We start from the raw sequence: 26,297 nt of genomic DNA on the forward strand, positions 1-26,297 counted from the left end.
GACCAGGCTAGTCTTCGAACTCGTGACAGCGCCGACGCGGGCGAAACTGGCCGACGGCCGTGACCTGTTGTTCTTCGCATTGCCGGGACACTCGCCTGAGCCGGTCGCCGATCGCAGACCCTTGCCGCAGCGCGACCCCGACCAGTCGCAGTTGCGGTTCGACCGCTCGACCGGGCAGTGGGTGATCATCGCCGCGCTGCGACAAGACCGCACCTACAAGCCGCCCGCCGACCAGTGCCCGCTATGTCCTGGCCCCACCGGGCTGACCAGCGAGGTGCCCGCGCCGGACTACGACGTCGTCGTCTTCGAGAACCGGTTCCCCAGCCTGTCCGGCGCCGGCTCGCCACTGGGTGCACCCGGCGGCGACGGCTTCGTCTGCGCACCCGGCCATGGGCGCACCGAGGTGATCTGCTTCTCCAGTGACCACACCGGGTCGTTCGCCCAGCTACCGCCGGCGCACGCCCGGCTCGTGGTCGACGCCTGGCGGCACCGCACCGCCGACATGTTGGCCACCCCGGGTATCGAACAGGTCTTCTGCTTCGAGAACCGGGGCGAGGAAATCGGGGTCACGCTGAGCCACCCGCATGGTCAGATCTACGGCTACCCGTATCTGACGCCGCGCACCGCCACGATGCTGGAGCAGGCACGCGACCATCGAAAGCGCCACGGCAACAACCTCTTTGGTGCCCTGCTCGCGCATGAGGTCGCCGACGGCAGCCGCGTCGTCGCCCGCACCGAGCTGTTCACGGCGTTCGTGCCGTTCGCGGCGCGCTGGCCGGTCGAGGTGCACATCTACCCGAATCGGTTCGTGCGCAACCTGCTCGAATTGACCGATGAGGAACTCGACGCATTCGCACGGCTGTACCTCGATGTGCTGGGGCGGTTCGACCGGATGTATTCGGCTCCGCTGCCTTATATTTCGGCACTGCATCAGTACGCCGAAACCGGCGCACAGGCGGACGGCTACTTCCACGTCGAGTTGATGTCGATCAGGCGTAGCGCCACCAAGCTCAAGTACCTGGCGGCATCCGAATCGGCGATGGGCGCGTTCATCGGCGACGTCATGCCCGAAAGCGTGGCCGAGCGTCTGCGTGAACTCGCATGACCGTCCGCTGCGCGGCACCCGGCCGGATCAACCTGATCGGGGAACACACCGACTACAACCTCGGATTCGCGCTACCGATCGCACTTCCGCAGCGCACCACGGTGACGTTCACCCCTGACCGCGGTGATGCGATCACCGTGACCAGCGACCGCGCCGACGCCGCGGTGCGCATCCCGCTGACCACGGTTCCCGGCGATCTGGATGGCTGGGCGAGTTATGTGGCCGGTGTGATGTGGGCGCTGCGCCAGGCCGGCCATCCGGTGCCGGGTGGGGCGATGTCGATCACCAGCGACGTGGAGATGGGCTCAGGCCTGTCGTCGTCGGCGGCCCTGGAGTGCGCGGTGCTGGGCGCGCTCACGTCGGTCGCCGGCGTCCGGCTCGACAGAAAAGACCAAGCCCGGCTTGCTCAACGCGCCGAGAATGAATATGTGGGCGCCCCAACGGGTTTGCTCGATCAACTGTCCGCGCTGTTCGGCGAACCGTCGACCGCGCTGCTGATCGATTTTCGCGCTGTCACCGTCGAGACGGTGGCCTTCGACCCCGATGCCCGCGGTGTCACACTTCTGCTGATCGACTCCCGGGCGCGGCATCGGCATGCCGGCGGCGAATATGCGGCCCGGCGCACGTCGTGCGAGCGGGCGGCCGCCGAGCTCGCGGTGTCGTCACTGCGTGAGGTCCAAGACCGTGGGCCCGCGGTGCTGGCCGGGGTGAGTGATCCCGTTGACCTGCGCCGGGCTCGTCATGTGCTGACGGAGAACCGGCGAGTTCTCGATTTCGTTGCCGCGCTGCGCGATTCGGATTTCACCGCAGCCGGCCGGCTGATGACCGAGTCACATGCGTCGATGCGCGACGATTTCGAAATCACTACCGGGCACCTCGATCTGATCGCCGACGCCGCGGTGCGCGCGGGTGCCCTGGGTGCCCGGATGACCGGCGGCGGGTTCGGGGGCTGTGTGATTGCGTTGGTGCCGACCGACCGGGCCGAGGCGGTAGGCGACGCGGTGCGACAGGCGGTTTCGGACGCCGGTTTCCAGCTGCCGGCGATCACCCGAACCCGCGCGTCCGCGGGAGTCGGCGTTAGCTGAGCGCCTCGAGTGTGCGTGCTGGGCGCCCCTGGCGCGCGCTCGACGCCGTCGTTGCAACCCGAATTCAGGGCTAAGCCGGGGTCAGCTTGACCGCGCCGAGGTGCATGCGGTCGACTGCCTCGCCGAACTCCTCGAGCGTCGGGATCCGCTGGTCGCGGAACTTCAGCCCGATCATCGTTTGCGCCCGCCGCGGGCCATAGGCGTCGCTGCAGCGCTTGTAGAGATCGGAGACGATCGCGCGGTCCCGGATCAGCACGCCGTTCATCGCGGTCGACTTGCCGTCGTAGACCACCTGGGCGGGTGCACCGCCACGGAAGTTCTGCTTCCACGGCGCACCGGTCAGCGCATACAGATCGTTGTCGATGACGTGGGCGCTCACCGGAATGGTGAACGGGCGACCGGTCTTTCGGCCGGTGAAGCTCAGCACCATCAGCTGCTTGCGGGCCGGGCCGGCCAGCGGGGTGCGCAGCAGAAAACCCAGCAGCGGGTTGACGAGTTTGAGCAGGAATGAGGGCGGGTGCCCGGCATCGATCGCGTACGGCTCTTCTGCCATGCACACACCGTAAGGCCAATCGCTACGTTGAGCAGCCTTTTCCGCGCAGGATCGGAGCGAGCCGGGCCAGCGGAATGCGGGGCGCGACGGCACCGGGCGAAATTCCACCGGGGCCGCGCTCGGCCGGCATGTAGAGGATGAGGTCTTCGCCGTCCAATGCCCAGGCCTGGTAGCCGTCGACCAGGGCGCCCTCGGGGCGGTCGGGTTCGAACTGCTCAACCTGGAACGGCGACCCATCCAGCGCCTGCTGCACATAAGGACGCGCAATGGGCGGGATCGCCGTCAGTGGATCGATCCCGGGACAGAGCAGGTCGGCAAGCTGCAGCTGACGTTTCGCGTCGAAGGTGAACGTGGTGATCGCGGCACTGGGGTGGGGCATGCTGCTGAAATACCAATCTGACTGGAATACAACCGATCTCGTCGTGTCCGCGTGCGTCAGAACCTGCGCGCGCAGGTTGGCGTCGCCCTTCCCGTTGGCATCCGTTTCGCCGTAGTCGGCGAAGAATTTCCGGATGAACGGCGTCAGGACCGGGCCGGCCGGCGGGTTGTCGACGAGGTCGACGGGGTACGCGGCGGTCACCTCGAGGTGCGCACCGTTGACGTCCCTGCTCACCTTGCATTGTTTTCCGTCCCACGCCCCGTGCACCTCGCCGCACAGGCGATTGGGAAGCGGCGCCGCGCCGGTGCCGGGATTGCTCGGGCCCCGGGTTCGCGCTCTGGCAGCCGCATGCGAGCAGCGCCGCGGCTACGGCGATGGCGAGCCGGCGTCGTGGCATCGCCCCACTCTAGGGGCTCTGTCGTCGGTGATTTGTCTGCGCTCGGCGTCGCGGCGGCCGGCATTTGCAAAAACATCTACGCGAAGGCACGGTTATGCAGTAAGAGACAGCTATGAAGTCGCGACGGATCCTCATCGCACTCGTTGCGGCGACGGCTGTCTTTATGACTTTTGTCGCGGCCGCCCCGCCCATCGCCTACGACGGTGAACCGGCGTTCGTCGCGAATCCGGTCGAGCACGTCGACACACTCATCGGAACGGGCACCGGCGGCGAGACGGTGGGAGAGATCAACGACTTTCCCGGCGCGTCCGTGCCCTTCGGGATGGTGCAGTACTCGCCGGACACCGTCGGCAACTACGCCGGCTACAACTACCACAATCCGCGCTCGACGGGATTCAGCATGACCCACGCGTCGGTGGGCTGTGCGGCGTTCGGGGATATCTCAATGTTGCCGACTACCACGCGCCCCAACGCGCAACCGTGGAACGCCTGGGAACGGATCGCCCACGATGACACGGAGCAGGGCGAGCCGGGTTACTACGCGGTGCGTTTTCCCGATACCGACGTGAAGGCGGAACTCACCGCCACCACCCGCACCGGCGTCGGTCGGTTCAGCTACCCGCACAACGGCCGGCCTGCCGTGTTCCACGTGCGCTCCGGCGCTTCGTTGGCCGGCAACTCACGCGCAGCCATCCAAATCGGAGAAGACAACACCACGATCACCGGATGGGCGACCAGCGGTGGATTCTGTGGCAAGAACAACACGTACACAGTGTATTTCGCGATGAAGTTCAGCCGGCCGTTCGGCTCTTACGGCACCTGGGACGGGTATTCGGTCTACCCGGGATTCCGCGCTGCGGTTTCACCGTTCAGCGGAGGCTACGTCGAGTTCCCGGCCGGATCGGCGGTGGAGGTCCGCACCGCGATCTCCTACGTCGGCATCGACGGGGCGCGTGCCAACCTGGCCGCCGACGCAGCGGCGAGCTTCGACGAGATACGTGCCGGGGCAAGCTCGCAGTGGAACGCGGCGTTGTCGAGTATCGCCGTGGCCGGCCGCAATACCGCCAACATCGACACGTTCTACACTGCCCTCTACCGATCTCTGTTGCACCCCAACACCTTCAATGACGCGGACGGACGCTACATCGGATTCGACGGTGCGATCCATGAGGTCACCCCGGGTCACACCCAGTATGCGAACTTCTCCGACTGGGACACCTACCGCAGCCTGGCGCCCCTGCAGGGACTGCTGTTTCCGAAGCAAGCCAGCGACATGGCGCAGTCACTGGTCAACGACGCCGAACAAAGCGGATCGCTACCACGGTGGTCTTTCGCGAACGCGGCAACCGGTGAGATGAGCGGAGACAACGTGGTACCGCTCATCGTCAATCTCTATACCTACGGAGCCAAAGACTTCGATACTCGAACGGCGTTGCGCTACATGGTGAATGCGGCGATCAACGGCGGCATCGGTCTGAATGGCTACGTGGAACGACCGGGCATCTCCACCTACCGCCAGCTCGGTTATGCGCCGTTCACCTACGAGTTTCACACCGACGGGTGGATCGCCGACGCGTCCATCACGCTCGAATGGTCGGTCGATGACTTCGCCATCTCCCGATTCGCCGACTCACTCGGCGATGCCGCGGTCGCGGCCCAATTCCAGAATCGGTCGCAGTACTGGCAGAACCTCTTCAATCCGACCACCCGTTACATTTCTCCCCGCAACCCGATGGGCTTCTTCAGCGAAGGTCCCGGATTCGTCGATTCTCCTTCGGCTTTCGGTCAAATCGGGTACGACGAGGGCAATGCCGAGCAATACGTGTGGTGGGTACCGCACAACGTGGCCGGCCTGGTGACGGCGCTGGGCGGTCGCCAGACAGTGGCCAGCCGGCTCGACCGCTTCACCAGGAAACTCAACGAGGGGCCCAATGAGCCATACCTGTGGGCCGGCAACGAGCCGGGCTTCGGGGTGCCGTGGCTCTACAACTACGTCGGTCAGCCGTGGAAGACTCAGCTCACCGTCGACCGGGTGCGCGGGCTGTTCGGGCCGACGCCGGACGGTGCGCCCGGCAACGACGACCTGGGCGCGCTGTCCAGCTGGTATGTCTGGGCCGCGCTCGGCCTGTACCCGGAAACTCCCGGTACGCCGACCCTCACGCTCAACGCCCCGCTGTTCGATCGCGTCGTAATCCGGCTTCCGGCAGGCAATTCCATCCGAATATCCGCACCGGGGGCATCCGGACCCAACCACCTGAAATACATCAGCCGCTTGACCGTCGACGGCAAGCCCGCCAACCGCACCTTTGTTCCCGATTCGATCGTCCGTACCGGCGGCGATCTGGTGTTCTCGTTGGCCGTCCACCCGGACATGGACTGGGGTGTCGATAAGGACTCGGCGCCACCGTCGTTCGGCGTGGGCGGTTCGGCGATGACGCTCAGTGCGCCGCGTCCTGTCGTCACGATCGCACCCGGAGGGAGTGCCGGTGTCAAAGTCGACGCCCAACGAATGGTCGACGATGTCGACGGCTACACCCTCGCCGGGGTGTCCACTACCGATGGGATCACCACGACACCGGTGTCGGGCCAGTTCGCCTCTGACGGGTCATCCGCGGTGACCGTCCCCATCGCGGTGGCGCGGTCGGTGCCGGAGGGCTATCACTTCCTTTATCTCACCGCCATAGCGGGCGAAAGCGTCCGGCGGGCAACGGTACTCGTCATGGTGCGTGCTGAAACCGACGAATCCTGAGCTCGTCCCTACACCATGTCGTTGTCGGAGAGCCAGCGCATCACCGGCCAGCCGATGAACACCGGTACCCAGCAGGTCAGCACCCGATACAGCAGCACCGACGGGACTCCGACAGCGGCCGGTACCCCGAAGGCCGCCAGCCCACCGATCAGGGCCGCCTCGACGGCGCCCACACCGCCGGGTGTCGGGGCGGCCGAGGCAAGTGTGCCGCCGACCATCGTCACGACGGTGCAGGTAACGAACGTCGCGCCGCCGCCGAAGGCCTGCACGCTGGTCCACAGTGCCAGCGCTGCGCCGAGAGTTGTTCCGGCACAACCGATGACGATCAGCGAGAGCCGCCGGGGCTCGCGGACCAGCTCGACGAGATCCTCGGCCACCTCCTGCAGTCGCGGGCGCACCGCCGTCGACAGCCAGCTCCGGAGTTTGGGCACGAACAAGAACGTCCCGATGATGCCCAGCGCCACACCCGCGAGCAGATAGAGCACCGTGGCGTCGGGAACAAAGTGCGACAGGTCCATCGACGCACCCGCCACGGTGCTGAACAAGATCAGCAACACCAGGTGCATGATCACCTGCACCGATTGCTGCAAGGCCACCGCGGCGGTGGCCCGCATCACCGATAGGCCGCCCTTTTGCAAGATTCGGGTGCTCAGCGCCAGCCCGCCGACCCCGGCCGGGGTGGTGGTCGCGGCAAAAGTGTTGGCTACCTGAGCGATTGACAGCTTCCAGAAGTTCACCGTGCCGTCCGTGCAGGCCCACAATGCCGCTGCCGCACCCACGTACGTCGAGGCCGAGATTAACAGCCCCAGCAGCGCCCACCACCAGTTCGCGGTTCGCAGTTCGGAAAAGAACGTCGGGACGGTGCTGATGAAGGGGTATGCGACATAGACCAGCGCGCCGAGCAGGACCAACTGGATGACCTGGCTACGGGTGAACCGGGTGATGGTCTCCTTCTTGATCTGATCCGCACCGGTCTGGGACTTGACTTCGGCGCGGGCGGCCGAGATGACGGCGGACGCATCGCCGACCGACTTCCGCACTCGTTTGGGCACAGCGGATTTGGTGAGCCGACGAGACGCGGTCAAGATGGCGTCCTTACCGAAGGTGTCGATCGCCGCCCGCACCGCCGACTTCGCGTCGTACAGCGCCGTCGTCGTCACCAGAAGCTGTGCCAGGTCGGACTGCAGCTGTGCGTCGGTGGCCCCGTATTCGGCGTTGCCGAACCCGCCGAACAGCACCGTGCCGTCCTCGACGGTGATCTCGTGGCAGCGCAGGTCGCCGTGCGAGATCTGATACTCGTGCAACTTTCGCAGCGATTCCCATACCCGTGCCACCGGCGTGGTCTTGGTGCATTCGTCGAGCGCAATCCCGCGAACGGGCTTGTGCGCGTACAACGTCCAGCCGCGGTCCAGGGCCGCGAAGGCGATCGTCGAGGTGTTGGCCACGCCGGCTTCGCCGATCGCGATGGCCATCAACGCGCGATGCTCGACGGCGCGGCTCATCGAGGCTTGGAAGGGCGCGGTCTCCGCGTCGCGCAGCCGCAGCTTGCGCCACAGCTCGCGCAGTGCGCCGCCGCTGCGCTGGTGCGGGCCGTACAACTCGATTGCCGCCGTCGAGTCCGGATCGCCGGAATCGGTCGACAGCACCAGCGGACCCGGCCCGGCGGGGCGGACCACCATCAGCCGCGACACGATGAACCCGCGCTTGGCCATCGCTCGCACCGCGGCCGCCAGCGGGACTTCCAGCGCCGGGGTTCCGACGGCCAGCACCACCAGCGCTCCGACGAACCATCCCACCGCCAACCCCACCAGCGAGCGGGCCGGGACAATCGCGCTGATCAACAGGTGAATCGGGACGAACGCGAGCAGCAGCGCCCACCACCAGTGCCGCCAGCGCGCGGGCAGCCAGGGACCGGAAACCGTCAGCACCGCGGCCAGCATCGCGATCCAGCGCGGGTCATCAAGGAACTGCGCCGGCAGTGTGCTCAGCCGGTCCGAGACGTCGAAGTGCCACCGGGGTGCGGCGAGACGGTTGCTGCTGATCGACAACGGCAGTGCCGCCAGAATCGCGGCAGCCCCGTAGGCGCCCAACAGCTTCCATTGGCGGGCGACGACCAGACCGATCAGGATCATGAACGGCAGCGCCAGAATCGCGAATCCGTACAGCAGGTAAACCACATCGGCCTGGGTGGGCGACAAGACCCCGACGATCCGCGAGATCGATTTCTCCAGCAGAATCCAGCGGCTGCGGGTGACCAGCGAACCGGTGACCACCGTTGCGAGAAAGGCGGTGGCCAGGATCAGCCGCAGAATGTCATTGGTGCGCCGGTTGACCGGTTGCAGCAAGCTGCCAGAGACGCTGATGTCGCGCCCGTCAACTCGCATGTCAAGATCCTTCGGATCGGGGCCACGCTGTTAGCCGCCCGCCGACAACTTAACCGGATACCTTCGGGCAAGCGTGCATGAACCTGACGGAAAGCTTGTTCACCTGCAGGTAAACGGTAGCGGGCGGTAAAGCCGGGCACAGCCTGCGGACAGCTTGCCCACGTAGGGTCGCTGAAGGCGGATTCGACCGGGAGGACGTGAGCGTGGCCAGGACCGACAACGACAGCTGGGAGATCACCGAGAGCGTGGGGGCGACGGCGCTGGGCGTCGCGGCGTCCCGCGCGGCGGAGACCGAGAGCGACAATCCCCTGATCCGCGACCCGTTCGCGCGGGTGTTCCTCGACGCGGCCGGAGACGGGGTGTGGAACTGGTACTCCGCTGCGCAGTTACCCGACGAGCTGGTGGAAACCGAACCCAATCTGGCTCAGCAGATGAAGGCGATGGTCGGCTACATGGCCTCCCGGACCGCCTTTTTCGATGCATTCTTCATCGATGCGGCCATGGCGGGCATCTCCCAGGCCGTGATCCTGGCGGCCGGCCTGGACTCGCGGTCCTGGCGGTTGCCGTGGCCGGACGGCATCACGGTCTACGAGCTCGACCAGCCCAAAGTGCTGGATTTCAAGGCGTCGACGTTGGCCGAGCACGGGGCCGAACCCGCCTGCAACCGGGTCGCGGTCCCGGTGGACTTGCGCCAGGATTGGCCGACGGCGTTGCGGGAGGCCGGTTTTGACGCCTCGCGGCCGAGCGTCTGGTCGGCCGAGGGGCTGATGCCCTATCTGCCGGCTGCTGCCCAGGAGCTGCTGTTCGAACGCGTGCAGGCGCTGACGGTCCCGGGCAGCCGGATCGGCGTGGAGGCGTTGGGGCCGAAGTTTCTCGATCCCGAGGCCCGGGCGCGCCGGCGGGCGCGGATGGATCGCGTCCGGGAGGTGTTCGCGAGAGTGGACCCGCAGCGCCAGGTCCCTACCACCGACGAACTGTGGTACTTCGAGGAGCGCGAAGACGTGGGCCAATGGTTCGGCCGCCACGGCTGGGATGTGACGGTGACGCCGTCGCTGGACCTGATGGCCGGCTATGGCCGCAGGCCGGCACCAGAGGTCGAGAACGACGTGCCCGGGAACCTGTTCGTGGCCGCCCAGCGCTCGGGGACGTGATTCGCGGCACGATCTCACCAGCCCTACAGCGGTTGTTCGTGTCGATGTAACGGCTGGTTAGACCTTCATGGCGAATGCTGTGGGCGGGCCCGACGCTGTCGTCGGAATGGCTAACGCGCCGAACAGGAGAAGCCATGAGCATTGCCAGGGTCGCGCCCGGTGCCATCACCGGGCAACGCGACGGCAAGGCAATCGAAATAGCGTTTTCGGGACGGTTTGGGTTTGGTATCTACCGCTGGGCCTACCTGCCGTTCGAGGTACCACCAGGTGTGCAACAAATTCGGGTGACCACCTCGCATGACTCCGGCATGGGTGGGCCGGCGCGAAATGTGTTGGACCTGGGGATGTTTGGGGCCGCCGGCCACGAATTGGGCAATGCCGCCGGATTCCGGGGCTGGTCGGGCGGGGCCCGCGACGAGTTCATGATCTCCAGCTCCTATGCCACGCCCGGGTACCTGGCGGGTCCGATCGAACCGGGCGTGTGGGCGGTGGCGCTGGGCCCGGTGGTCCTCAGCCCGTGGGGGATGGCCTGGCAGGTGAAGGTCACGTTGGACTACCGGCCGCCGGTCGCGCCGCCGGCGACGCAGAGTGCATCGACGGCGTTCACACCCGCCTCCGTCGGGGCGCGCTGGTTCCGCGGTGATCTGCATCTGCACACCGAGCACTCCGACGGTGAACGCGACCCCGGTGAACTGGTGTCGGCCGCGCACGCCGGCGGGCTGGACTTCATCGTCTCCACCGAGCACAACACCAATTCAGCCAACCGGGTATGGCCCACCTGCCGCACCGGATCGCTGTTGGTGATTCCCGGCGTCGAGGTCACGACGCGCCATGGTCACTGGCTCGCGGCCGGCCTGCCCCCGGGCGGTTGGGTCGACTGGCGCTACGGCCCGAGCGATGGGGTGTTCGGCCGCTTCGCCGCCGAGGTGCGCCAGGCCGGCGGCTTGGTGGTCGCCGCCCATCCCGCCGCGCCGCTGCCGGGCTCGGCGTGGGAATTCGGCTTCGCCGACGTGGACGCGCTCGAGGTATGGAACGGCCGCTGGAACGTCGATGATGAAGTCTCCCTGCGCATGTGGCAACGGCTCTTGCGGCAGGGCCGACGCGTCGTCGCCGTCGGTGGTAGCGACTCGCACGCCAAACGGCAAGTGGTCGGCGCCCCGCAGACGGCTGTGCACGCCGACGAGCTGTCGATGCCGGCGATCATCGACGGGCTGCGGCGGGGCCGCTCGTACATCGCGGGATCGCGCGATGTCGCATGCGAGCTGACCGCGTCGTGTCCGAGCGGCGACGTGGCCGGGCCCGGGCAGCAGTTGCGGGTGCCGACCGGTGAGGCGGTGACGGTCACCGCGGTCATCAGCGGCGCTCCCGGCACCACCGCCGCCCTGATCACCGCGGCGGGCTGCGCCGGCCGGGCGCCGGTAGCCTCGGCGGGGAGCAGGCTGCAGTGGGCGCTCGACGCCGCGTCCGCGCGCTTTGCCCGGCTCGAAGTCCGCGACGGGCGGCGGGGTCGGCTCGGTGCGATGGTCGCCTTGACGAATCCGGTGTGGCTAGCCTGAGAAGGGGCCAAGCACAGCGGTATTCGCGGCATAGGCGCGCGCTGAGGAGAGGAACGAGATGGAAACCTGGGACGCGATTTGTGCGCGACGCAACGTGCGGCAGTATCAGCCGCGACCCGTGTCGGACGACGACCTGAACAGGATCGTCGAGGCCGGATGGCGGGCACCGTCGGCGAAAAACCGCCAGCCCTGGGATTTTGTGATCGTCACCGATCCGGCGCAGCTAACGGAGCTGTCCACGGTCTGGCGCGGTGCCGGCCACATCGCCTCGGCCCCGGCCGCGATCGTGTTGGTGGTCCCGGTGCCGCCGGACGAGCGCCGTCTGGTGACCGACAACTACGACGTCGGCCAGGCGACGATGGCGATGATGATCGCGGCGACCGACCTGGGCATCGGCACCGGCCATTCGTCGGTGGGGGATCAGGAGAAGGCCCGCTCGATCCTGGGCGTTCCGGACGACTATCTGGTGGCTTTCATGCTCGGCGTCGGATATCCGGCCGATCGCCCGATTGCGCCGATCCGCAAGCCGGACCGGCGCCCGTTCGACGAAGTCGTCCACCGCGGACGCTGGTGAGGGCGGGCATCGTGGCAGCGGACATGGAGCTGGCGGGCCGGCACCGGGGTGAATACGGATACGACGGGTCTTTTCGCAACGTCTCACCGGTAGCGCAGGTGGCCGGGGTGGTCGGTATCTCGGCCGCCCTGTTCGCGGGCGCCGGAGTCGCCCTGGCCCGCCGTAACCGGCTGGCGGCGGTACTCGGCGCGGCCTCGGCCCTTGAGGTTCTCGCGACGGCAGCGTCGTATATCTACGCCACCAGGAGCGGCAAGTTCGTGGTGTGGGAGCGGATCCTCGACGAGTTGGAGCTGCAAGGCGATGAAACCGTGCTCGATCTCGGCTGCGGGCGCGGCGCGGTGTTGCTGGCCGCGGCCAAGCGGGTGCCGCGGGGCCGTGCGATAGGCGTCGACCTGTGGCGCGCGGACCAGACCAAGAACTCGCAGCAGTCCACGCTGTCCAACGCGGATCTGGAAAGCGTCGCCGACCGCGTCGAGGTGCAGACCGCCGACATGACCGCGCTGCCGTTGGCCGACGAGAGTGTCGACGCGATCGTCAGTAGTTTGGCCATCCACAACATTGCGACCCACGAGGGCCGGCGAAAGGCGCTGCAAGAAGCGGTTCGGGTGCTGCGTCCGGGTGGGCGGCTCGCGATCGCCGATCTGTGGGAAACGAACCGCCACGCCGGCTACCTGCGTCGACTGGGCTGGCACGACGTGCGGCGGCGCAATCTCGGATGGCGGATGTGGTACGGCGGCCCCTGGTTCGCGACGCGCGTGGTCACCGCGACCAAGCCGGGCTGACTAGCGGCTCAGGATCTCGTCGTAGTCGACGAGCAGATGCCGTGGGCCGCGGAACACCTGGCTGATCCGGTACGGCGGTGGATCTTCAACCAGCCGTGGACCTTTCACCCGGCGCAGGAAAGCCTCGAACGCGGTGTTGACCTCCAGCCGGGCCAGCGGGCCACCGAAACACACGTGAATGCCGCGGCCCCAACCCACGTGCTCGTTGTCGGCCCGCTGCGGGTCGAACGTGTTGGGGTCCGCGAAGCGGCGCGGGTCCCGGTTGGCGGCACCGTACATGAGATAGATGGGCGCACCTTTAGGGATCGTCATGCCGGCGATGTCGATGTCGGCCAGCGCCGAACGGGTCGGGAAGAATTGCACCGACGATTGCAGTCGCAGCACTTCTTCGATGGCACTGGGGATCAATTCCGGCTTGTTGCAGAGTAATTCGATCGACCACGGGTTGCGCAGCACGGTGAGAATGCAATGCGAGATCAGATTGACCGTTGAGTCGTGACCGGCGACGAACAACAGGATGGTGTTGTTGACGATCGCACTCGTCGACATCTGGCCATCGGGTCCGTCATCGTGAACCAACTGCGAAATCATCCCCGGCCCAGGCGACTTCGCGGCCTTCTCGACCAGCCCGACGATGTAGGCGTTGAGTTCGGTGTCGGCGGCCTCGCCCTTGGCGCGCCGGGCCTGACCCTCCTCGGTTTGAATGTCGGGGCCCAGATCGAAGATGCCGGAAGCGATGTCGGTGACCCACGCGTGAAACTGTGGCTCGTCCTCGACGGGTATGCCCATGATGCGGCAGATCACATTGACCGGCAATGGATAAGCGAACTCGTCGACCACGTCCATCCGGGTCTTAACCGTTGCCTTGTCGAGCATGTCGTTGACGAGTTGTTGGCAAAACGGCTCTTGGTCCGGGATCAGGTCCGGCGAGGCGGGTGGCCCGAAGAATCGCATGCACTGGCGGCGCGCCCGGTCATGGTCGGGCGGGTCCTGCGCGATGAAGCTCGGCTCCCGGCCGTAGGCCCCGGTGATTTCGGAGGCCATCTCGTCGGCGCCCAGCCGATTGCGGGCGACGGGCGCCGGGCGTCCCTTGCGCAGGTCGGAACTCACCCGCGGGTCGTGGGCCAGCGCCATCAGCTCCTCGTACCCGGTGACCGCGTAGATGCCATTGGTCACCCGCGCCACCGGCGTCTTGCGCAGCTCGTCGAAGTACGGATAGGGATTCGCACGGTTTTCGTGCCGCATCGCGGCGTCGAATGCTTCCTCGGGCGTCATGCGCAGGTCCTCACTCATCGGTGCCGGGGCCGGAATTCCGCGCGCCGTTCGCTGGGGTCGTGTCCGGTCAACACCACGTCGGGGGTCTCGGTCGGCACGCCGCGCGCGGGAAAGTCGGCCGGCATCACGCGCATGTTCTCCGGGAAGTCGAAACCCGGCGGATGCGGCGGGAAGGGTCCCGAACGCGCGATCTGGTCGCGGTAGAAGTCGATCCACTTCGCGTGGTTGAAGGTGACCGCGCCGACGATGCGCCCGCGACGGCCGTAGGCCGCGGCAAACCGGCGCGCTCTGACCGAGCCCTGGGTGAAGACGATCTCGTCGCCGAAGGACGGCACGCCGACGGATTTGATGTTGACGCCGAATTGGGCCGACCAGAATTGCGGGACCAGCAGGTGCGCCCAGCGATCGACCTCGTCGCAGACCATGTTGTGTGCCGCGACCCGCGCGCCCAGCACGGCGTTGTCCCAATGCTCCATCGCCAGGAACTCATAGTCGTAAAGGACATGCGGAGCCCGGGCGATGTCGCCGGCCACGAAGATGCGGTTGGTCACCACGGCGTTGATATCGAACGCGCGGCACCCGGCGTCGCACCCCACCCCCCAGAACCCGGCCGCCAACCCCGCGCCCTCGAGCCACTCGACATTGCGAATCGAGCCCAGCGACGTCAGCACCACGTCGACATCGAGTGTGCTGCCGTCGGAGAGCCGGGCGCGCCGTACCCGCCCTTCGGCATCCCCGTCCAGCGCGAGCGCCGACACCCCGGTGCGCAGATCCACCCCGGCGTCGCGCTGCATCTCGGCAGCGATCGCGCCGATCACACCGCCCAGCGGACCGCTGAGCGGCGCCGGACCCCGCTCGGTGACCGTGACCTCCAGGCCGAGCTCGCGGCAGACCGAAGCGGCCTCCGATCCGATGAACCCCGAACCGATGATCAGCACCCGGCGCGGACGGGCGGCCAACGCGGCCTGCAACCGGGCGGCGTCGGCCCGGGTGCGCAGCGTGTAGACGCCTTGCAGCGCGGCCTCATCCGGGTTGGGCCATCGCCGCGACCGCACACCCGTGGCGATCAGCAGACTGTCACCCGATATCTCGCTGCCGTCGGCAAGGCGGACCACCTGGTTGGCCCGGTCCAGGCCGGTCGCGGCCACCCCGAGGCGCCAGTGTGCATCCACCGCACGCAGCCGCGGCAGCTTGGTGTGATCGGCAGCCACCCAGCCCTTGAGGACCTGCTTGGACAACGGCGGCCGGTCATAGGGTTCGTCCGGCTCGTCGCCGACGATGGTCAGCTCACCCCGAAAACCCTCTTCGCGCAGCGCTTCGGCGGCACGCAGCCCGGCCAGTGAGGCGCCGACGATGACGATGCGCCCGTTGTCCTTGAACCCGTTCGGATTCACGGCAGGCCACTACTGCCCGTCGAGCTTGTCGACGATGATTGCCTGCACCGGGCAGGCGGCCGCCGCCCGCAGCACCCGCAGGCGCTGATCGTCGTCGGGGTTGGGGTCGTAGCTGAGGGCCTCTTCCCCGTTGAGCTTGAGCACCTCCGGGGCCAGCGGTACGCAGTGCGCGTACCCCAGACAACGGTTGAGGTCGACAACGATCCGCATAGCGCCTCCGATCCCCCGGGGCCCAAGATCCGACGCCTGGCAGCGTACCTCTCCCAGGTGAGGCCAATCACGGTGTTTGCGTAACCCTTTCGCCGGGACGCGTCGCATATCGCTGCGCTATGAAGTCTTCTTCGCGGGTCGTGGCGACAGGACGGCTAGGGCATGCTGGGTTCATGAACAGAAACGAGATCACCGAACAGATCGTCGTTGCCCGCCTGACAAAGGGCCTCACGTGGCAGGAGCTGGCCGACGCGATCGACCGGCCGCTGCTGTGGACCACGTCGGCGCTGCTCGGCCAGCATCCGATTCCGCCGGAGCTGGGCAAGGTGCTGGTCGAGATGCTCGATCTCGAGGAGTCGGCGGTACCGGTGCTGGCCGCGCCGCCGCTGCGCGGGGGACAGGGCGCCTTCGCAAACGGCGCAGTGCCGACCGACCCCACCATCTACCGGTTCTACGAAGCGCTTCAGGTGTACGGCGGTGCCATCAAGGAGGTCATCCATGAGCAGTTCGGCGACGGCATCATGAGCGCGATCAACTTCAGCGTCGACCTGCAGCGTAAGCCGCACCCCGCCGGCGATCGTGTCGTCGTGACTTTCGACGGCAAATACCTTGCCTACGACTGGGTTTCGGCGCAGGACCAGTGATGGCGGGCCGGCAGTCGAAATCGGCTGATCTCGTTCTGTCCGGCGGCGGCGTCAAGTTCATCGGTCTGGTGGGCGCCATCGTTGCCCTGATGGACGCGGGCTATACGTTCCCGCGGGTGTCGGGCGTGTCGGCCGGATCGGTGGTCGGTGCGATTCTGGCGGCCGCGTCCACGGGCGACCAACTGACGAGCGAAGAGGTCAAAGAGCTCGCACTGTCGGCGCCGCTGAGCAAGTGGCGCGACGCGGGACCCGTCCCGATTCTCGGAGCTGCATGGGGACTTGTCAGGGACACCAGCATGTTTCGCGGGGACGCCGCCTACGACTGGATTCGGGGCGAGCTGAAGAACCTGGGCGTCACCTACTTCGGAGATCTGCTCCTCGACGAGCGCACGATGCCCGAGCGGCCGCGTCACAAGCTGGTCGTTACCGTCGCTGACGTGACCGCGGCGCAGTTGGTGCGGCTGCCCTGGGACTACCGGCGGCTCTACGGGCTGGACCCGAACGAGCAGCTGGTCGCCGACGCCGTGCGCGCGTCGATGGCGATCCCGTTCTTTTACCCCCCGGTCAAGCTGCGCAGCGTCACCGGAACAACGTCCACGCTCGTCGACGGCGGCGTGCTGTCGAACTTTCCGATCGACACGTTCGACCGCTTCGACGGAAAAGTGCCGCGCTGGCCGACATTCGGGGTCACGGTCTTGCCCCGGCTTAACGAGGGTTTCAGCGCGGTGATGCCCGCGCTGAAACCGCTGCGGCTTTTCGAGCAGACGGCGTTACTGGAAAGCCTGCTCACCACGATGCTGACCGGCCACGACCAGACCCACCTCAACCAGCCGTGGGTCGCGGCCCGCGCGATTCCGGTCGAATCGACCGACGTGGGCGTCCTTGACTTCGATATCGGCGCGGATCGTCTCGAGGCGCTGTATCAGAAGGGCTACCAGGCGGCGCAGGAGTTCTTACTGACGTGGGACTGGGCGGCGTACCTCAAACGGTTCCGTTGGGCCGTCTGACGCGGTGGTCTCAGGGTGAAGTGACGACCGGTCGTCGCGGTGCCACACTCTGCGGTGGAGGAGGCGACAGGAGGGGAGGCGGTTGCCCGGGCAATCGCATCGCCTCCTCCCTACAAACCGAATTCGGCTTCGATGCCGTCGATTCCGGCGCGCAGCGCCTTGAGCGTGTCGGCGCGGGCGCGCAATTTCGTTGCGGCGTGCGCGTGTTGGTGCAGGCCGGCGAATTCCTTCGCGGCTTCCTCGGCGCGGCTGACCACCATCTCGGGCAACACGATCTCGTCGACAAAGCCTGCGGCAAGAGCGGTTTCACCGAAGAAGGTCTTGGCCAGCCCGGTGGCCTGCTGATACGCCGAATGCGTCAGCCGCAGCTTCATGATCTCCAGCGCGGCATAGGGGATCGTCATGCCGATCTTGACCTCGTTGGCCTGGATGTTGTAGGCGTGGGCGGCGATCCGGTGATCGCCGGAAGCCAACAGGAACGAGCCCATCGCGATGGCGTGCCCGGTGCAGGCGATCACCACCGGCTTGGGGTAGGACAGCAGCCGGTAGGACAGCTCGAAGCCGCCCCTGAGCATGTCGATTGCGGGCTGCGTTTCGCCGGAGGTCAGGATCTTCAGGTCGAATCCGCCGCTGAACACCCGCTCGTTGCCGGTGAGCACCAACGCGCCGACGTTGTCGCGGTCGGCCTGGTCGATCGCCTCGTTGATGGCCGCCTGCATGGTCGGGCCCAGCGCGTTGACCTTGCCGTCGTCCATCCTGATGGTCGCGACGGTGTCGTTGAGGCTGTAGGTGACCGGACCGCTCATGCGTTGCTCCTTCGGACGTGGACGCTCAGACGTGCTCGCCGCGGTGTTTACCGAGGTCGTCTTGGGAGTTGCCCCAGCGCAGGCCCACATCGGTGGGTGCATCGAGCTGCCGGGCCCGCCAGCGATCCTGAGTTTCGGCCACTGCGTTGTTGATTCGTTCGATCTCGGTGCGGAACACGTCGGCGCGCGTTTCCTTGCTCGCGTAGTGGAAGTAGGTCAGCAGGCTGCGTAGCAGTTCCAGTTTCTGCTTTTCCCGCTTGGCCAGGTCGTGCGTGGTCATCAACTCGATGCGCTGCACCGGCGGCAAGGCATCCCAGTCCAGCACTACGTTGGTCTCCAGCGGCTGGCGCTCGCGCTCCCAGAACCGCCACCCGCGCGGCTTGTCGGGCCGGTCGTAGTAGATCACCTTCCCGGTGAAGCGAGACTCGATGCCGCCGCCGATTTCGCCGCGGTCGAGTGCGGAATCCCAGACCATCCGCCACTCCTGGCCGGGCGCGAGTACCGGCAATTCGCTGGGCAGCTGCAGTTCGACGACTTCGGCATAGCCGTCGGTGGAATTCTCATATTCGGCCACCGTCGGCGGACTCGAGAACGAAAAGCGGATGTCATAGGCGGCGGTACGGCCGAAATTACGGACGACCAGCTCGATCACGTGCCAGTCCGCGGCGTGCGGCTCCATCAGCATGCCCACATGGGGACGGGTCTGCTCGGCGGCCAGTCGGCGGTTGCGGCTGATGTGGTGGTTGGCGAAGATCAAGGCGATCACACCGAGCCCGATCGCCGCCCATGCCGCCCACGCCAACCAGGTGCTGGACCCAACATCGGTGACCCCGTGCCAGCTGCCCTGGATCCACCCCATGGAATCCATCCCTCCGCTTATATCACAGCGATGTGCACCCGAAATTCTGCTGGCCCGACCGCCGAATCGCAATGACCGTGGCTATTACTCAGCCGCCCATCAACATTCGCCACTGATCAAGGTTGGTGGCGCGATACACATAGTTGGAACGCTTGACCTCGGCCAGCGACGCGCTGGGGTCGGTGGAATACCAGTGCCCCGGAAAAACGGTCGGATCGCCGGGCAGCGCCGCCAGCTGCTGCAGGCTGCGATACATCTCATCGGAGTCCCCACCGGGAAAGTCGGTCCGCCCGCAGCCGTCCAGGAAGAGCGTGTCCCCGGCGACCAACCTGCCGTCCAGCAGGAAGCACTGGCTACCCGGCGTATGGCCCGGGGTGTGCAGCAGCTCGATCTCGATGGCGCCGATGCTGATCTTGTCGCCGTGCTCGTGCGGGGTCAGGTCGTCGACACCGATCCCGGTAACCCGCGAAACCCAAAGCGCCTCGTGGGTATTCACATGCACCGGCACACTGGTCCGCTCCAGGAGGTCGGCCAGGCCGTTGAGCTCGAAGCCCATCATCGAACCGCCGACGTGGTCCGGGTGATGGTGGGTGACCAGTACACCGGACAGGTGCATGCCGTCGGCCTCGGCCGCGTCGACCAGCTCGCCGGCGGCATAGGCGGGGTCGACCACCACGCAGTCACCGGTCTGACGGTCGCCGATCAGATACGCGAAATTGCGCATTTGGGCGGCCATCATGTCGCCGGCGGCGAAATCGCGACCGGAGAGCAGTTGCCGGAAATACAGTCGGTCCGCTGACGAAGCTGTCACCGCATCAGCCTATGACCCGGCGAACCGACCGGGCATTTCGGGCGCATCGCAGCCCGTCAACCACGCTTTTCGCCGAACGATTCGGTCGGGGCTGCGTGGGTATTGTTGGTCCATGCTGAAGAAGGTCGAGATGGAGATCGACGACGATCTGGTCCAGGAGGCCATCCGTCGCTATCACGTGGCCGATGCGCGCGAGGCCGTCCACCTCGCGCTGCGGACGCTGCTCGACTCGGATACCCAGGGCGACCAGGACGACATTTACGACGAATTCAGCGACCTCAGCGCATGGCAGCCGAAGCGCAACAGCGACGAGGCCTGAGCGTGCGCGGCGTGGTTTGGTGCCGTCGCGCGTCGCGCTGTACCCTCTTTTAGGCCCGAGGCAAGACTGTTCGCTACGGGTTCCAGGCCCCCTTAGCTCAGTCGGTAGAGCGTTTCCATGGTAAGGAAAAGGTCAACGGTTCGATTCCGTTAGGGGGCTCGGCGGATGCCGAGCAGGCGGGCGGCCCCAAACCCTAAATGGGGTGGCCAGAGGCGATGTAGCTCAGTCGGTTAGAGCGAACGACTCATAATCGTTAGGTCGCCGGTTCGAGTCCGGCCATCGCTACAACACAACAACGTAGAGTTCGAGAGATTTGAGAGAGAACCGTAATGGCTTCCAGTACCGATGTGCGGCCGAAGATCACTTTGGCCTGCGACGTGTGCAAGCACCGCAACTACATCACCAAGAAGAACCGGCGAAACGACCCGGACCGGCTGGAGCTGAAGAAGTTCTGCCCGAACTGCGGCAAGCACCAGGCACACCGCGAGACGCGCTAATCTCCACCTACGAATGGTTTATTGAGACTGACTAGGTAGGTTTTGAAGCCGTGCCGTTGACCAAAGATCTAGTCGGGATGCATTACCGCTATCCCGACTACTACGAGGTGGAGCGGGAAAAGATCCGCGAGTACGCGGTCGCCGTGCAGAACAACGATGCCTACTTCTCCCAGGAGGAGGCCGCTGCCGAGCTCGGCTACAAGGGGCTGCTGGCGCCGTTGACGTTCTGCTGTGTCTTCGGCTACCAGGCGCAGTCGGCGTTCTTCAAGCACGCCAACATCGCGGTCACCGACGCGCAGATCGTCCAGGTCGACCAGGTGCTCAAGTACTTCAAGCCGCTGGTGGCGGGCGACCGGCTCTACTGCGACGTGTACGTCGATTCGATGCGCATCTCGCACGGCACCCAGATCGTCGTGACCAAGAACATCATCACCGACGAGGCCGGTGACATCGTGCAGGAGACCTACACGACCCTGGCGGGCCGTGCCGGTGAGAACGGAGAAGAGGGATTTTCTGATGCCACTGCGTGAGTTCAGCTCGGTGAAGGTGGGCGACCAGCTTCCGGAGAAGACCTACCCGCTCACGCGCCAGGATCTGGTGAACTACGCGGGGGTTTCGGGGGATTTGAACCCGATCCATTGGGATGACGAGATCGCCAAGGTCGTCGGGCTGGACACCGCGATCGCGCACGGCATGCTGACGATGGGCATCGGCGGCGGTTATGTCACGTCGTGGGTCGGGGACCCCGGTGCCGTCACCGAGTACAACGTGCGGTTCACGGCCGTGGTGCCGGTGCCCAACGACGGCAAGGGCGCCGAGCTGGTATTCAGTGGCCGGGTGAAGTCGGCTGACCCGGAGACCAAGTCGGTGACCATCGCGATCAGCGCCACCACCGGCGGTAAGAAGATCTTCGGACGGGCAATCGCGTCGGCCAAGTTGGCGTAACCCATGGCGCTCAAGACTGATATCCGCGGCATGATCTGGCGGTATCCGGACTACTTCGTGGTGGGCCGCGAGCAGGTTCGGGAGTTCGCCCGGGCCATCAAGAACGATCACCCGGCCTTCTACGAGGAGGCCGCGGCGGCCGAACTCGGCTACGACTCGATCCTCGCGCCGCTGACCCTCGTCACCATCTTCGCCAAGTACGTGCAGCTGGATTTCTTCCGCCACGTCGACCTGGGCATGGAGAGCTTGGTGATCGTCCAGGTCGAGCAGCGCTTCGTCTTCAACAGGCCGATCCAGGCGGGCGACAAACTGTGGGGGCGGATGGACGTCGAGTCGGTCAACGAGCGATTCGGCGCCGACATCGTCGTCACCAAGAACATCTGCACCGACGACAACGGTGAGGTCGTGATGGTGGCCTACACGACGTTGATGGGGCAGTACCGGGAAGAATCGAACGACGACGATCCCGTCAAGCTCAGATGGGACCATGAATCCGGGCAGGTCGTCAGAACCGCGTAATTAGTATCTGACTCCCGTGCCGATGTACACTCGGACCTCGGGGTTTTCCCATTACAGCGCGCTGTCCACAGGTTCGGCGATCACCGAACGGAGAGCGCGCGTGTCATGTAGGCCCCGGAAGGTAAGCGCAGGTTGGCCTGCCAACCGCGAAGGGGCGTAGCTCAACTGGCAGAGCAGCGGTCTCCAAAACCGCAGGTTGCAGGTTCAAGTCCTGTCGCCCCTGCAAACGGCGAAGGTCCGACGACGATGCAGGCCCCAACGGCCTGAGGAGGAGTTGGACAATGGGAAACGTGCCATGCTGGACACTAACCGGTCAGCGCGGGACGAATCGCGCGATAGCTAGCGAACAAAGGAGCATGCGGTGAGCGACGAGGGCCTCGACGTCCCTGCTGCCAACGACGCCGCACGCGACGGCGGCGACACCGAGGACGGCACCAGCGGCGGTCGGACGGCCGTGGTGACCAAGCCTGCGGCGCGTCCGCAACGGCCGACGGGCAAGCGGTCCCGGCAGCGGGTGGCCGATGCCGGCGACGACGTCGACGTCGAGTCATCGGACGAGGCCGAGGACTCCAAGGAGAAGTCGCCGGCCAAGAAGGCCGGAGCCGACAAGAAAGCCAAGAAGCCGAAGAAACCCGGGGACCGCACGGCCAACCCGTTGGTCTTCGTCTACAACTACCTCAAGCAGGTGGTTGCGGAGATGCGGAAGGTGATCTGGCCCAACCGCAAGCAAATGCTCACCTACACCTCCGTGGTGCTGGTGTTCCTCGCCTTCATGGTGGCGCTGGTCGGCCTGACTGATTTCGGCCTGACCAAGCTCGTGCTGCTGGTGTTCGGCTGAGCTGAGCTTTTGCAAGAGATAGAGAGGACTGAAAACCGTGACTACCTTCGACGGTGACACGTCCGCCGGTGAAGCGGTCGACGTAGAAGAACCAGCCGAGGTCGTCGAGGCCCCTGAGACCACCGAGGACCCCGCGGCCATCGAGGCCCCGGCAGCCCCCGCGGAGTCGGCCGACGAGGCCGACCCAGCCGCCGCCCTGAAAGCGGAGCTGCGCAGCAAGCCCGGCGACTGGTACGTCATCCACTCTTACGCGGGATACGAGAACAAGGTGAAGGCCAACCTCGAAACCCGGGTGCAGAACCTCGACGTCGGCGACTACATCTTCCAGGTGGAGGTACCCACCGAAGAGGTCACCGAGATCAAGAACGGCCAGCGCAAGCAGGTCAACCGCAAGGTGCTGCCGGGCTACATCTTGGTGCGCATGGACTTGACCGACGACTCGTGGGCGGCGGTGCGCAACACCCCCGGAGTGACAGGATTCGTCGGCGCGACATCGCGTCCGTCGGCTCTCAAGCTCGACGACGTGGTGAAGTTCCTGCTGCCGCCGGGTTCGGCGAAGAAGCCCGTCAAGGGTGGTACGACCGCCGCCGCCGCCGCTACCGAGGCCGGTGGGCTGGAACGCCCGGTCGTCGAGGTCGACTACGAGGTGGGCGAGTCGGTGACGGTCATGGACGGGCCGTTCGCGACGTTGCCGGCCACGATCAACGAGGTCAACGCCGAGCAGCAGAAGCTCAAGGTGTTGGTGTCGATCTTCGGCCGCGAAACACCGGTGGAACTGACCTTTACCCAAGTCTCCAAGATCTAGCCAGCCACCCCGTTCGCGGGAACGGCTGGATGCATAAACCAGGAAGGAACGTCGAAATCTCATGGCCCCGAAGAAGAAGGTCGTTGGGCTGATCAAGCTCCAGATCGTGGCGGGACAGGCAAACCCTGCGCCGCCGGTGGGACCCGCGCTCGGCCAGCACGGTGTGAACATCATGGAGTTCTGCAAGGCATACAACGCCGCGACGGAAAACCAGCGCGGCAACGTGATCCCGGTGGAGATCACGGTCTACGAAGACCGCAGCTTCACTTTCGCGCTCAAGACGCCGCCCGCCGCCAAGCTGCTGCTCAAGGCCGCCGGCGTCGGCAAGGGTTCGGCCGAGCCGCACAAGACCAAGGTCGCCAAGGTCACCTGGGATCAGGTCCGCGAGATCGCCGAGACCAAGAAGACCGACCTCAACGCCAACGACATCGACGCTGCCGCCAAGATCATCGCCGGCACCGCCCGGTCGATGGGCATCACCGTCGAATAGGTCTGCATAACCCTCAGCTCCACCCGTGGGAGGGCTGGCTTCGGCCCGAATTAACCACGACCCCAACACCAGATTGGATTGATCAATGAGCAAGAACAGCAAGGCATACCGCGCCGCCGCCGAGAAGGTGGATCGCGACAACCTGTACACCCCGCTGCAGGCCGCCAAGCTCGCCAAGGAGACGGCGTCGACCAAGCAGGACTCGACCGTCGAGGTGGCGATCCGGCTCGGCGTCGACCCGCGCAAGGCCGACCAGATGGTCCGCGGCACCGTGAACCTGCCGCACGGCACCGGTAAGACCGCCCGGGTCGCGGTGTTCGCCGTCGGCGACAAGGCCGAAGAGGCCACCGCCGCGGGTGCCGACGTGGTCGGGAGCGACGACCTGATCGAGAAGATCCAGGGCGGTTTCCTCGACTTCGACGCCGCGATCGCCACGCCGGACCAGATGGCCAAGGTCGGGCGCATCGCGCGGATCCTGGGCCCGCGCGGCCTGATGCCCAACCCGAAGACCGGCACCGTGACGCCCGACATCGCCAAGGCCGTCAACGACATCAAGGGCGGAAAGATCAACTTCCGCATCGACAAGCAGGCCAACCTGCACTTCGTGATCGGCAAGGCGTCGTTCGACGAGAAGAACCTCGCGGAAAACTACGGCGCCGCGATCGACGAGGTGCTGCGGCTCAAGCCGTCGTCGTCGAAGGGCCGCTACCTGAAGAAGATCACCGTGTCGACGACCACCGGCCCGGGCATTCCGGTCGACCCGTCGATCACCCGCAACTTCGCCGAGGCTTAGTCCCGGCCTCGCCGGGCTCTGGAACGATCTGACGTTTTGCCCGCCTCATAGCGACAGCCGTTTGTCGCTCGGAGGCGGGCAAAATGCATGGAGCAACTCCTTGGGGGCCAGTGGGGCGGCTGTAACGGCGGTTGCGTTTACCCACCGCACTCGGCGATACGTCGCCGCAGGAATTCGCGCCCCGGCTCAGAACCGTTAGAGTCCAACGCGATTCGATACCAGGTGAGTGCTTCGGCGGGCCGTCCGGCGCGCCGCAGCAGGTCGGCCCTTACCGTCGCGACCAGATTCGAGTGGGTCAGCCGGGGATCATTCGCGGCCTCGTCCAGCGCGCGAAGCCCGGCCTCGGGGCCGTCGCGCAGGCCCACCGCCATGGCGCGGTTGGCGCGCGCCACCGGCGAACCCGTCAACTCCAGTAGCCGGTCGTAGGCCGCGCAGATGGTGACCCAGTCGGTTTGCTCCCATGACGGCGCCGTGGCGTGCACCGCGGCGATCACGGCCTGGGGCAGATAGGGTCCCGCGGCAGGTGGGGCATCCTCGGCCAGCCGCAACCGGTGCAGCCCGCGCGCGATGCGACCGCGGTCCCACTTGCCGCGGTCCTGGTCTTCCAGTGGCACCAGCATCGCGTTGCCGTCGATGCGCGTCGCTCGCCGCGAGTCGTGCAGCAGCGTCAGCGCGGCCAAGGCGTGGACCTCGCGCTCGTTCGGCATCAGCGCGCACAACTCGCCGGCTAACCGGACACCCTCGTCGCACAGTTCGTCGCGGATCGCCGACGAACCCGCAGTCGACCAATATCCCTCGGTGAACACCGAATAGATACAGCCGAGCACATGCGGAGTCCGCTCGGGTAGCAGCTGTGCCGGCGGTACCCGCAGCGGGATGTTGGCGTGACGAATCTTGTTCTTGGCGCGCGTGATTCGTTGACCGACGGCGGTGTCCGTCTGCAACAGGGCCCGGGCGATCTCGGCGACGGTCAGTCCGGACACCAGCCGCAGCGTCAGCGCCAATTGCGACTGCCGGTCCAGCGCGGGATGGGCACAGGTGAACATCATCCGCAGCTCGTCGTCGCGAACCGGATGCGGATCGGTGCGCTCGGTGCGTGCCCTGATCTCGTCCACGAAGGCCGCCAATTCCTTTCCGGGACGGACGGATTCGCGTCGCAGCCGATCCCGGGCACGGTTGCGGGCAACGGTTACCAGCCACCCGCCGGGGCGCTCGGGCACACCGTCGCGGGGCCAGCTGCGCAGCGCCTCGGCGCAGGCCTCCTGGACGGCGTCCTCGGCGACGGTGAGGTCGCCGGACCAGCGCGCGAGCGCGGCGACGGCGGGACCCCATTCCCGGCGGAAGACGCCGTCCAGGTTGGTCATTGCGGG

The 26,297-nt window shown here is 66.3% G+C and carries 28 protein-coding genes and 3 tRNA genes; 21 read left to right on the top strand and 10 right to left on the bottom strand.

The genetic code is table 11. The annotated features are described in order from the left end of the window. Window positions 1-22 precede the first annotated feature (22 nt). A complete protein-coding gene (gene galT, locus ACAG21_RS01605; protein ID WP_370494312.1) occupies window positions 23-1,105 on the top strand; it encodes a galactose-1-phosphate uridylyltransferase in 1,083 nt (360 codons plus the stop codon). Continuing rightward, window positions 1,102-2,190, top strand: a complete 1,089-nt coding sequence (locus ACAG21_RS01610; RefSeq protein WP_370494313.1) for a galactokinase — start codon at window positions 1,102-1,104, stop codon at window positions 2,188-2,190. Before galT ends, ACAG21_RS01610 begins: the two co-directional genes overlap by 4 nt. 70 nt (window positions 2,191-2,260) lie before the next feature. Here the strand turns inward: ACAG21_RS01610 and ACAG21_RS01615 are convergent, their stop codons facing one another. After that, window positions 2,261-2,743 carry a hypothetical protein gene (locus ACAG21_RS01615; protein WP_370494314.1) on the bottom strand — a complete coding sequence of 161 codons (483 nt, stop codon included), beginning with the start codon at window positions 2,741-2,743 and terminating at the stop codon, window positions 2,261-2,263. Between the two features lie 22 nt (window positions 2,744-2,765). Beyond that, window positions 2,766-3,356, bottom strand: a complete 591-nt coding sequence (locus ACAG21_RS01620) for a hypothetical protein (RefSeq protein ID WP_370494315.1) — start codon at window positions 3,354-3,356, stop codon at window positions 2,766-2,768. Between the two features lie 275 nt (window positions 3,357-3,631). On the opposite strand from ACAG21_RS01620, the gene ACAG21_RS01625 reads away from it, so the two are divergent. Next, window positions 3,632-6,268, top strand: coding sequence for a GH92 family glycosyl hydrolase (locus ACAG21_RS01625; RefSeq protein ID WP_370494316.1), 2,637 nt, complete (start codon window positions 3,632-3,634; stop codon window positions 6,266-6,268). Between the two features lie 8 nt (window positions 6,269-6,276). Here the strand turns inward: ACAG21_RS01625 and ACAG21_RS01630 are convergent, their stop codons facing one another. Next, window positions 6,277-8,652, bottom strand: a complete 2,376-nt coding sequence (locus ACAG21_RS01630) for a flippase-like domain-containing protein (protein ID WP_370494317.1) — start codon at window positions 8,650-8,652, stop codon at window positions 6,277-6,279. Window positions 8,653-8,855: 203 nt separating this feature from the next. Between ACAG21_RS01630 and ACAG21_RS01635 the strand changes: the two genes are divergently transcribed. The 4 genes from ACAG21_RS01635 (at window position 8,856) to ACAG21_RS01650 (ending at window position 12,715) form a co-directional block, all read left to right on the top strand. Further along, window positions 8,856-9,803, top strand: coding sequence for a class I SAM-dependent methyltransferase (locus tag ACAG21_RS01635; RefSeq protein ID WP_370494318.1), 948 nt, complete (start codon window positions 8,856-8,858; stop codon window positions 9,801-9,803). Window positions 9,804-9,937: 134 nt separating this feature from the next. Beyond that, entirely contained in the window at window positions 9,938-11,359 is a 1,422-nt protein-coding gene (locus tag ACAG21_RS01640) for a CehA/McbA family metallohydrolase (RefSeq protein ID WP_370494319.1), read from the top strand. A gap of 58 nt (window positions 11,360-11,417) precedes the next feature. After that, window positions 11,418-11,933: a nitroreductase family protein gene (locus ACAG21_RS01645; RefSeq protein ID WP_370494320.1), complete on the top strand. Its 516-nt coding sequence runs from the start codon at window positions 11,418-11,420 to the stop codon at window positions 11,931-11,933. A 23-nt stretch (window positions 11,934-11,956) separates the two neighbouring features. Continuing rightward, a complete protein-coding gene (locus tag ACAG21_RS01650) occupies window positions 11,957-12,715 on the top strand; it encodes a class I SAM-dependent methyltransferase (RefSeq protein WP_370494535.1) in 759 nt (252 codons plus the stop codon). On the opposite strand, the gene ACAG21_RS01655 is transcribed toward ACAG21_RS01650, so the two are convergent. From ACAG21_RS01655 to ACAG21_RS01665, 3 genes are read right to left on the bottom strand one after another with little or no spacing between them, the layout of a single operon-like run. Further along, window positions 12,716-13,990, bottom strand: a complete 1,275-nt coding sequence (locus tag ACAG21_RS01655) for a cytochrome P450 (protein ID WP_370494321.1) — start codon at window positions 13,988-13,990, stop codon at window positions 12,716-12,718. A 14-nt stretch (window positions 13,991-14,004) separates the two neighbouring features. Then, window positions 14,005-15,384: an NAD(P)/FAD-dependent oxidoreductase gene (locus tag ACAG21_RS01660; protein WP_370494322.1), complete on the bottom strand. Its 1,380-nt coding sequence runs from the start codon at window positions 15,382-15,384 to the stop codon at window positions 14,005-14,007. A 9-nt stretch (window positions 15,385-15,393) separates the two neighbouring features. Next, entirely contained in the window at window positions 15,394-15,594 is a 201-nt protein-coding gene (locus ACAG21_RS01665; RefSeq protein WP_090600183.1) for a ferredoxin, read from the bottom strand. 173 nt (window positions 15,595-15,767) lie between these two features. Here ACAG21_RS01665 and cynS point away from each other — a divergent pair, with 173 nt between their 5' ends. Both cynS and ACAG21_RS01675 read left to right on the top strand, forming a co-directional pair. After that, a complete protein-coding gene (gene cynS, locus ACAG21_RS01670) occupies window positions 15,768-16,238 on the top strand; it encodes a cyanase (protein WP_370494323.1) in 471 nt (156 codons plus the stop codon). After that, window positions 16,238-17,245, top strand: a complete 1,008-nt coding sequence (locus ACAG21_RS01675) for a patatin-like phospholipase family protein (RefSeq protein ID WP_370494324.1) — start codon at window positions 16,238-16,240, stop codon at window positions 17,243-17,245. Before cynS ends, ACAG21_RS01675 begins: the two co-directional genes overlap by 1 nt. A gap of 110 nt (window positions 17,246-17,355) precedes the next feature. On the opposite strand, the gene ACAG21_RS01680 is transcribed toward ACAG21_RS01675, so the two are convergent. The 3 genes from ACAG21_RS01680 to ACAG21_RS01690 form a co-directional block, all read right to left on the bottom strand. Further along, window positions 17,356-18,051, bottom strand: a complete 696-nt coding sequence (locus ACAG21_RS01680; protein ID WP_370494325.1) for a crotonase/enoyl-CoA hydratase family protein — start codon at window positions 18,049-18,051, stop codon at window positions 17,356-17,358. 25 nt (window positions 18,052-18,076) lie between these two features. Further along, on the bottom strand, window positions 18,077-18,919 hold the full coding sequence (locus ACAG21_RS01685; protein ID WP_370494326.1) for a hypothetical protein: 843 nt from the start codon (window positions 18,917-18,919) through the stop codon (window positions 18,077-18,079). Between the two features lie 79 nt (window positions 18,920-18,998). Beyond that, on the bottom strand, window positions 18,999-19,721 hold the full coding sequence (locus tag ACAG21_RS01690) for an MBL fold metallo-hydrolase (RefSeq protein WP_370494327.1): 723 nt from the start codon (window positions 19,719-19,721) through the stop codon (window positions 18,999-19,001). 112 nt (window positions 19,722-19,833) lie between these two features. Here ACAG21_RS01690 and ACAG21_RS01695 point away from each other — a divergent pair, with 112 nt between their 5' ends. The 12 genes from ACAG21_RS01695 (at window position 19,834) to rplA (ending at window position 24,927) form a co-directional block, all read left to right on the top strand. Continuing rightward, window positions 19,834-20,040 (top strand): type II toxin-antitoxin system VapB family antitoxin, encoded by a 207-nt coding sequence (locus ACAG21_RS01695; protein ID WP_370494328.1) that lies wholly within the window; start codon window positions 19,834-19,836, stop codon window positions 20,038-20,040. A gap of 86 nt (window positions 20,041-20,126) precedes the next feature. Next, window positions 20,127-20,199, top strand: a tRNA-Thr gene (locus ACAG21_RS01700). Window positions 20,200-20,251: 52 nt separating this feature from the next. Further along, a tRNA-Met gene (locus tag ACAG21_RS01705) sits at window positions 20,252-20,325 on the top strand. A 44-nt stretch (window positions 20,326-20,369) separates the two neighbouring features. Next, window positions 20,370-20,537 (top strand): 50S ribosomal protein L33, encoded by a 168-nt coding sequence (gene rpmG / locus ACAG21_RS01710; RefSeq protein ID WP_066818100.1) that lies wholly within the window; start codon window positions 20,370-20,372, stop codon window positions 20,535-20,537. 77 nt (window positions 20,538-20,614) lie between these two features. Then, window positions 20,615-21,067, top strand: coding sequence for a (3R)-hydroxyacyl-ACP dehydratase subunit HadA (hadA, locus tag ACAG21_RS01715; RefSeq protein WP_370494536.1), 453 nt, complete (start codon window positions 20,615-20,617; stop codon window positions 21,065-21,067). Beyond that, window positions 21,054-21,482, top strand: coding sequence for a (3R)-hydroxyacyl-ACP dehydratase subunit HadB (gene hadB / locus ACAG21_RS01720; protein WP_096284673.1), 429 nt, complete (start codon window positions 21,054-21,056; stop codon window positions 21,480-21,482). Before hadA ends, hadB begins: the two co-directional genes overlap by 14 nt. 3 nt (window positions 21,483-21,485) lie before the next feature. Beyond that, the gene (gene hadC / locus ACAG21_RS01725; RefSeq protein WP_096284675.1) at window positions 21,486-22,001 is read left to right on the top strand and encodes a (3R)-hydroxyacyl-ACP dehydratase subunit HadC; all 516 of its coding nucleotides are present in this window, start codon (window positions 21,486-21,488) and stop codon (window positions 21,999-22,001) included. A 150-nt stretch (window positions 22,002-22,151) separates the two neighbouring features. Beyond that, window positions 22,152-22,224: transfer RNA gene (locus ACAG21_RS01730), tRNA-Trp, on the top strand. 138 nt (window positions 22,225-22,362) lie between these two features. Beyond that, window positions 22,363-22,839, top strand: a complete 477-nt coding sequence (gene secE, locus ACAG21_RS01735) for a preprotein translocase subunit SecE (protein ID WP_370494329.1) — start codon at window positions 22,363-22,365, stop codon at window positions 22,837-22,839. 37 nt (window positions 22,840-22,876) lie between these two features. After that, window positions 22,877-23,644 (top strand): transcription termination/antitermination protein NusG, encoded by a 768-nt coding sequence (gene nusG / locus ACAG21_RS01740; RefSeq protein WP_370494331.1) that lies wholly within the window; start codon window positions 22,877-22,879, stop codon window positions 23,642-23,644. Window positions 23,645-23,705: 61 nt separating this feature from the next. Further along, window positions 23,706-24,134 carry a 50S ribosomal protein L11 gene (gene rplK / locus ACAG21_RS01745; protein ID WP_036466645.1) on the top strand — a complete coding sequence of 143 codons (429 nt, stop codon included), beginning with the start codon at window positions 23,706-23,708 and terminating at the stop codon, window positions 24,132-24,134. A gap of 85 nt (window positions 24,135-24,219) precedes the next feature. Then, window positions 24,220-24,927 carry a 50S ribosomal protein L1 gene (gene rplA / locus ACAG21_RS01750; protein WP_370494332.1) on the top strand — a complete coding sequence of 236 codons (708 nt, stop codon included), beginning with the start codon at window positions 24,220-24,222 and terminating at the stop codon, window positions 24,925-24,927. 137 nt (window positions 24,928-25,064) lie between these two features. Here the strand turns inward: rplA and ACAG21_RS01755 are convergent, their stop codons facing one another. Then, the gene (locus ACAG21_RS01755; RefSeq protein WP_370494333.1) at window positions 25,065-26,291 is read right to left on the bottom strand and encodes an RNA polymerase sigma factor; all 1,227 of its coding nucleotides are present in this window, start codon (window positions 26,289-26,291) and stop codon (window positions 25,065-25,067) included. Window positions 26,292-26,297 lie beyond the last annotated feature (6 nt).

Source organism: Mycobacterium sp. pR1184 (assembly GCF_041287235.1).
GTDB lineage: Bacteria > Actinomycetota > Actinomycetes > Mycobacteriales > Mycobacteriaceae > Mycobacterium.

Coding starts and splice junctions, on each gene's coding strand:
- ACAG21_RS01665 (WP_090600183.1), bottom strand. CDS start 15,594: ATGCGGATCGTTGTCGACCTCAACCGTTGTCTGGGGTACGCGCACTGC.
- ACAG21_RS01630 (WP_370494317.1), bottom strand. CDS start 8,652: ATGCGAGTTGACGGGCGCGACATCAGCGTCTCTGGCAGCTTGCTGCAA.
- rpmG (WP_066818100.1), top strand. CDS start 20,370: ATGGCTTCCAGTACCGATGTGCGGCCGAAGATCACTTTGGCCTGCGAC.
- ACAG21_RS01680 (WP_370494325.1), bottom strand. CDS start 18,051: ATGAGCGGTCCGGTCACCTACAGCCTCAACGACACCGTCGCGACCATC.
- ACAG21_RS01675 (WP_370494324.1), top strand. CDS start 16,238: ATGGCGGGCCGGCAGTCGAAATCGGCTGATCTCGTTCTGTCCGGCGGC.
- ACAG21_RS01755 (WP_370494333.1), bottom strand. CDS start 26,291: ATGACCAACCTGGACGGCGTCTTCCGCCGGGAATGGGGTCCCGCCGTC.
- ACAG21_RS01685 (WP_370494326.1), bottom strand. CDS start 18,919: ATGGATTCCATGGGGTGGATCCAGGGCAGCTGGCACGGGGTCACCGAT.
- ACAG21_RS01645 (WP_370494320.1), top strand. CDS start 11,418: ATGGAAACCTGGGACGCGATTTGTGCGCGACGCAACGTGCGGCAGTAT.
- ACAG21_RS01695 (WP_370494328.1), top strand. CDS start 19,834: ATGCTGAAGAAGGTCGAGATGGAGATCGACGACGATCTGGTCCAGGAG.
- rplK (WP_036466645.1), top strand. CDS start 23,706: ATGGCCCCGAAGAAGAAGGTCGTTGGGCTGATCAAGCTCCAGATCGTG.
- hadC (WP_096284675.1), top strand. CDS start 21,486: ATGGCGCTCAAGACTGATATCCGCGGCATGATCTGGCGGTATCCGGAC.
- hadA (WP_370494536.1), top strand. CDS start 20,615: ATGCATTACCGCTATCCCGACTACTACGAGGTGGAGCGGGAAAAGATC.
- hadB (WP_096284673.1), top strand. CDS start 21,054: ATGCCACTGCGTGAGTTCAGCTCGGTGAAGGTGGGCGACCAGCTTCCG.
- ACAG21_RS01625 (WP_370494316.1), top strand. CDS start 3,632: ATGAAGTCGCGACGGATCCTCATCGCACTCGTTGCGGCGACGGCTGTC.
- cynS (WP_370494323.1), top strand. CDS start 15,768: ATGAACAGAAACGAGATCACCGAACAGATCGTCGTTGCCCGCCTGACA.
- ACAG21_RS01650 (WP_370494535.1), top strand. CDS start 11,957: ATGGAGCTGGCGGGCCGGCACCGGGGTGAATACGGATACGACGGGTCT.
- ACAG21_RS01615 (WP_370494314.1), bottom strand. CDS start 2,743: ATGGCAGAAGAGCCGTACGCGATCGATGCCGGGCACCCGCCCTCATTC.
- ACAG21_RS01640 (WP_370494319.1), top strand. CDS start 9,938: ATGAGCATTGCCAGGGTCGCGCCCGGTGCCATCACCGGGCAACGCGAC.
- ACAG21_RS01655 (WP_370494321.1), bottom strand. CDS start 13,990: ATGACGCCCGAGGAAGCATTCGACGCCGCGATGCGGCACGAAAACCGT.
- ACAG21_RS01610 (WP_370494313.1), top strand. CDS start 1,102: ATGACCGTCCGCTGCGCGGCACCCGGCCGGATCAACCTGATCGGGGAA.
- rplA (WP_370494332.1), top strand. CDS start 24,220: ATGAGCAAGAACAGCAAGGCATACCGCGCCGCCGCCGAGAAGGTGGAT.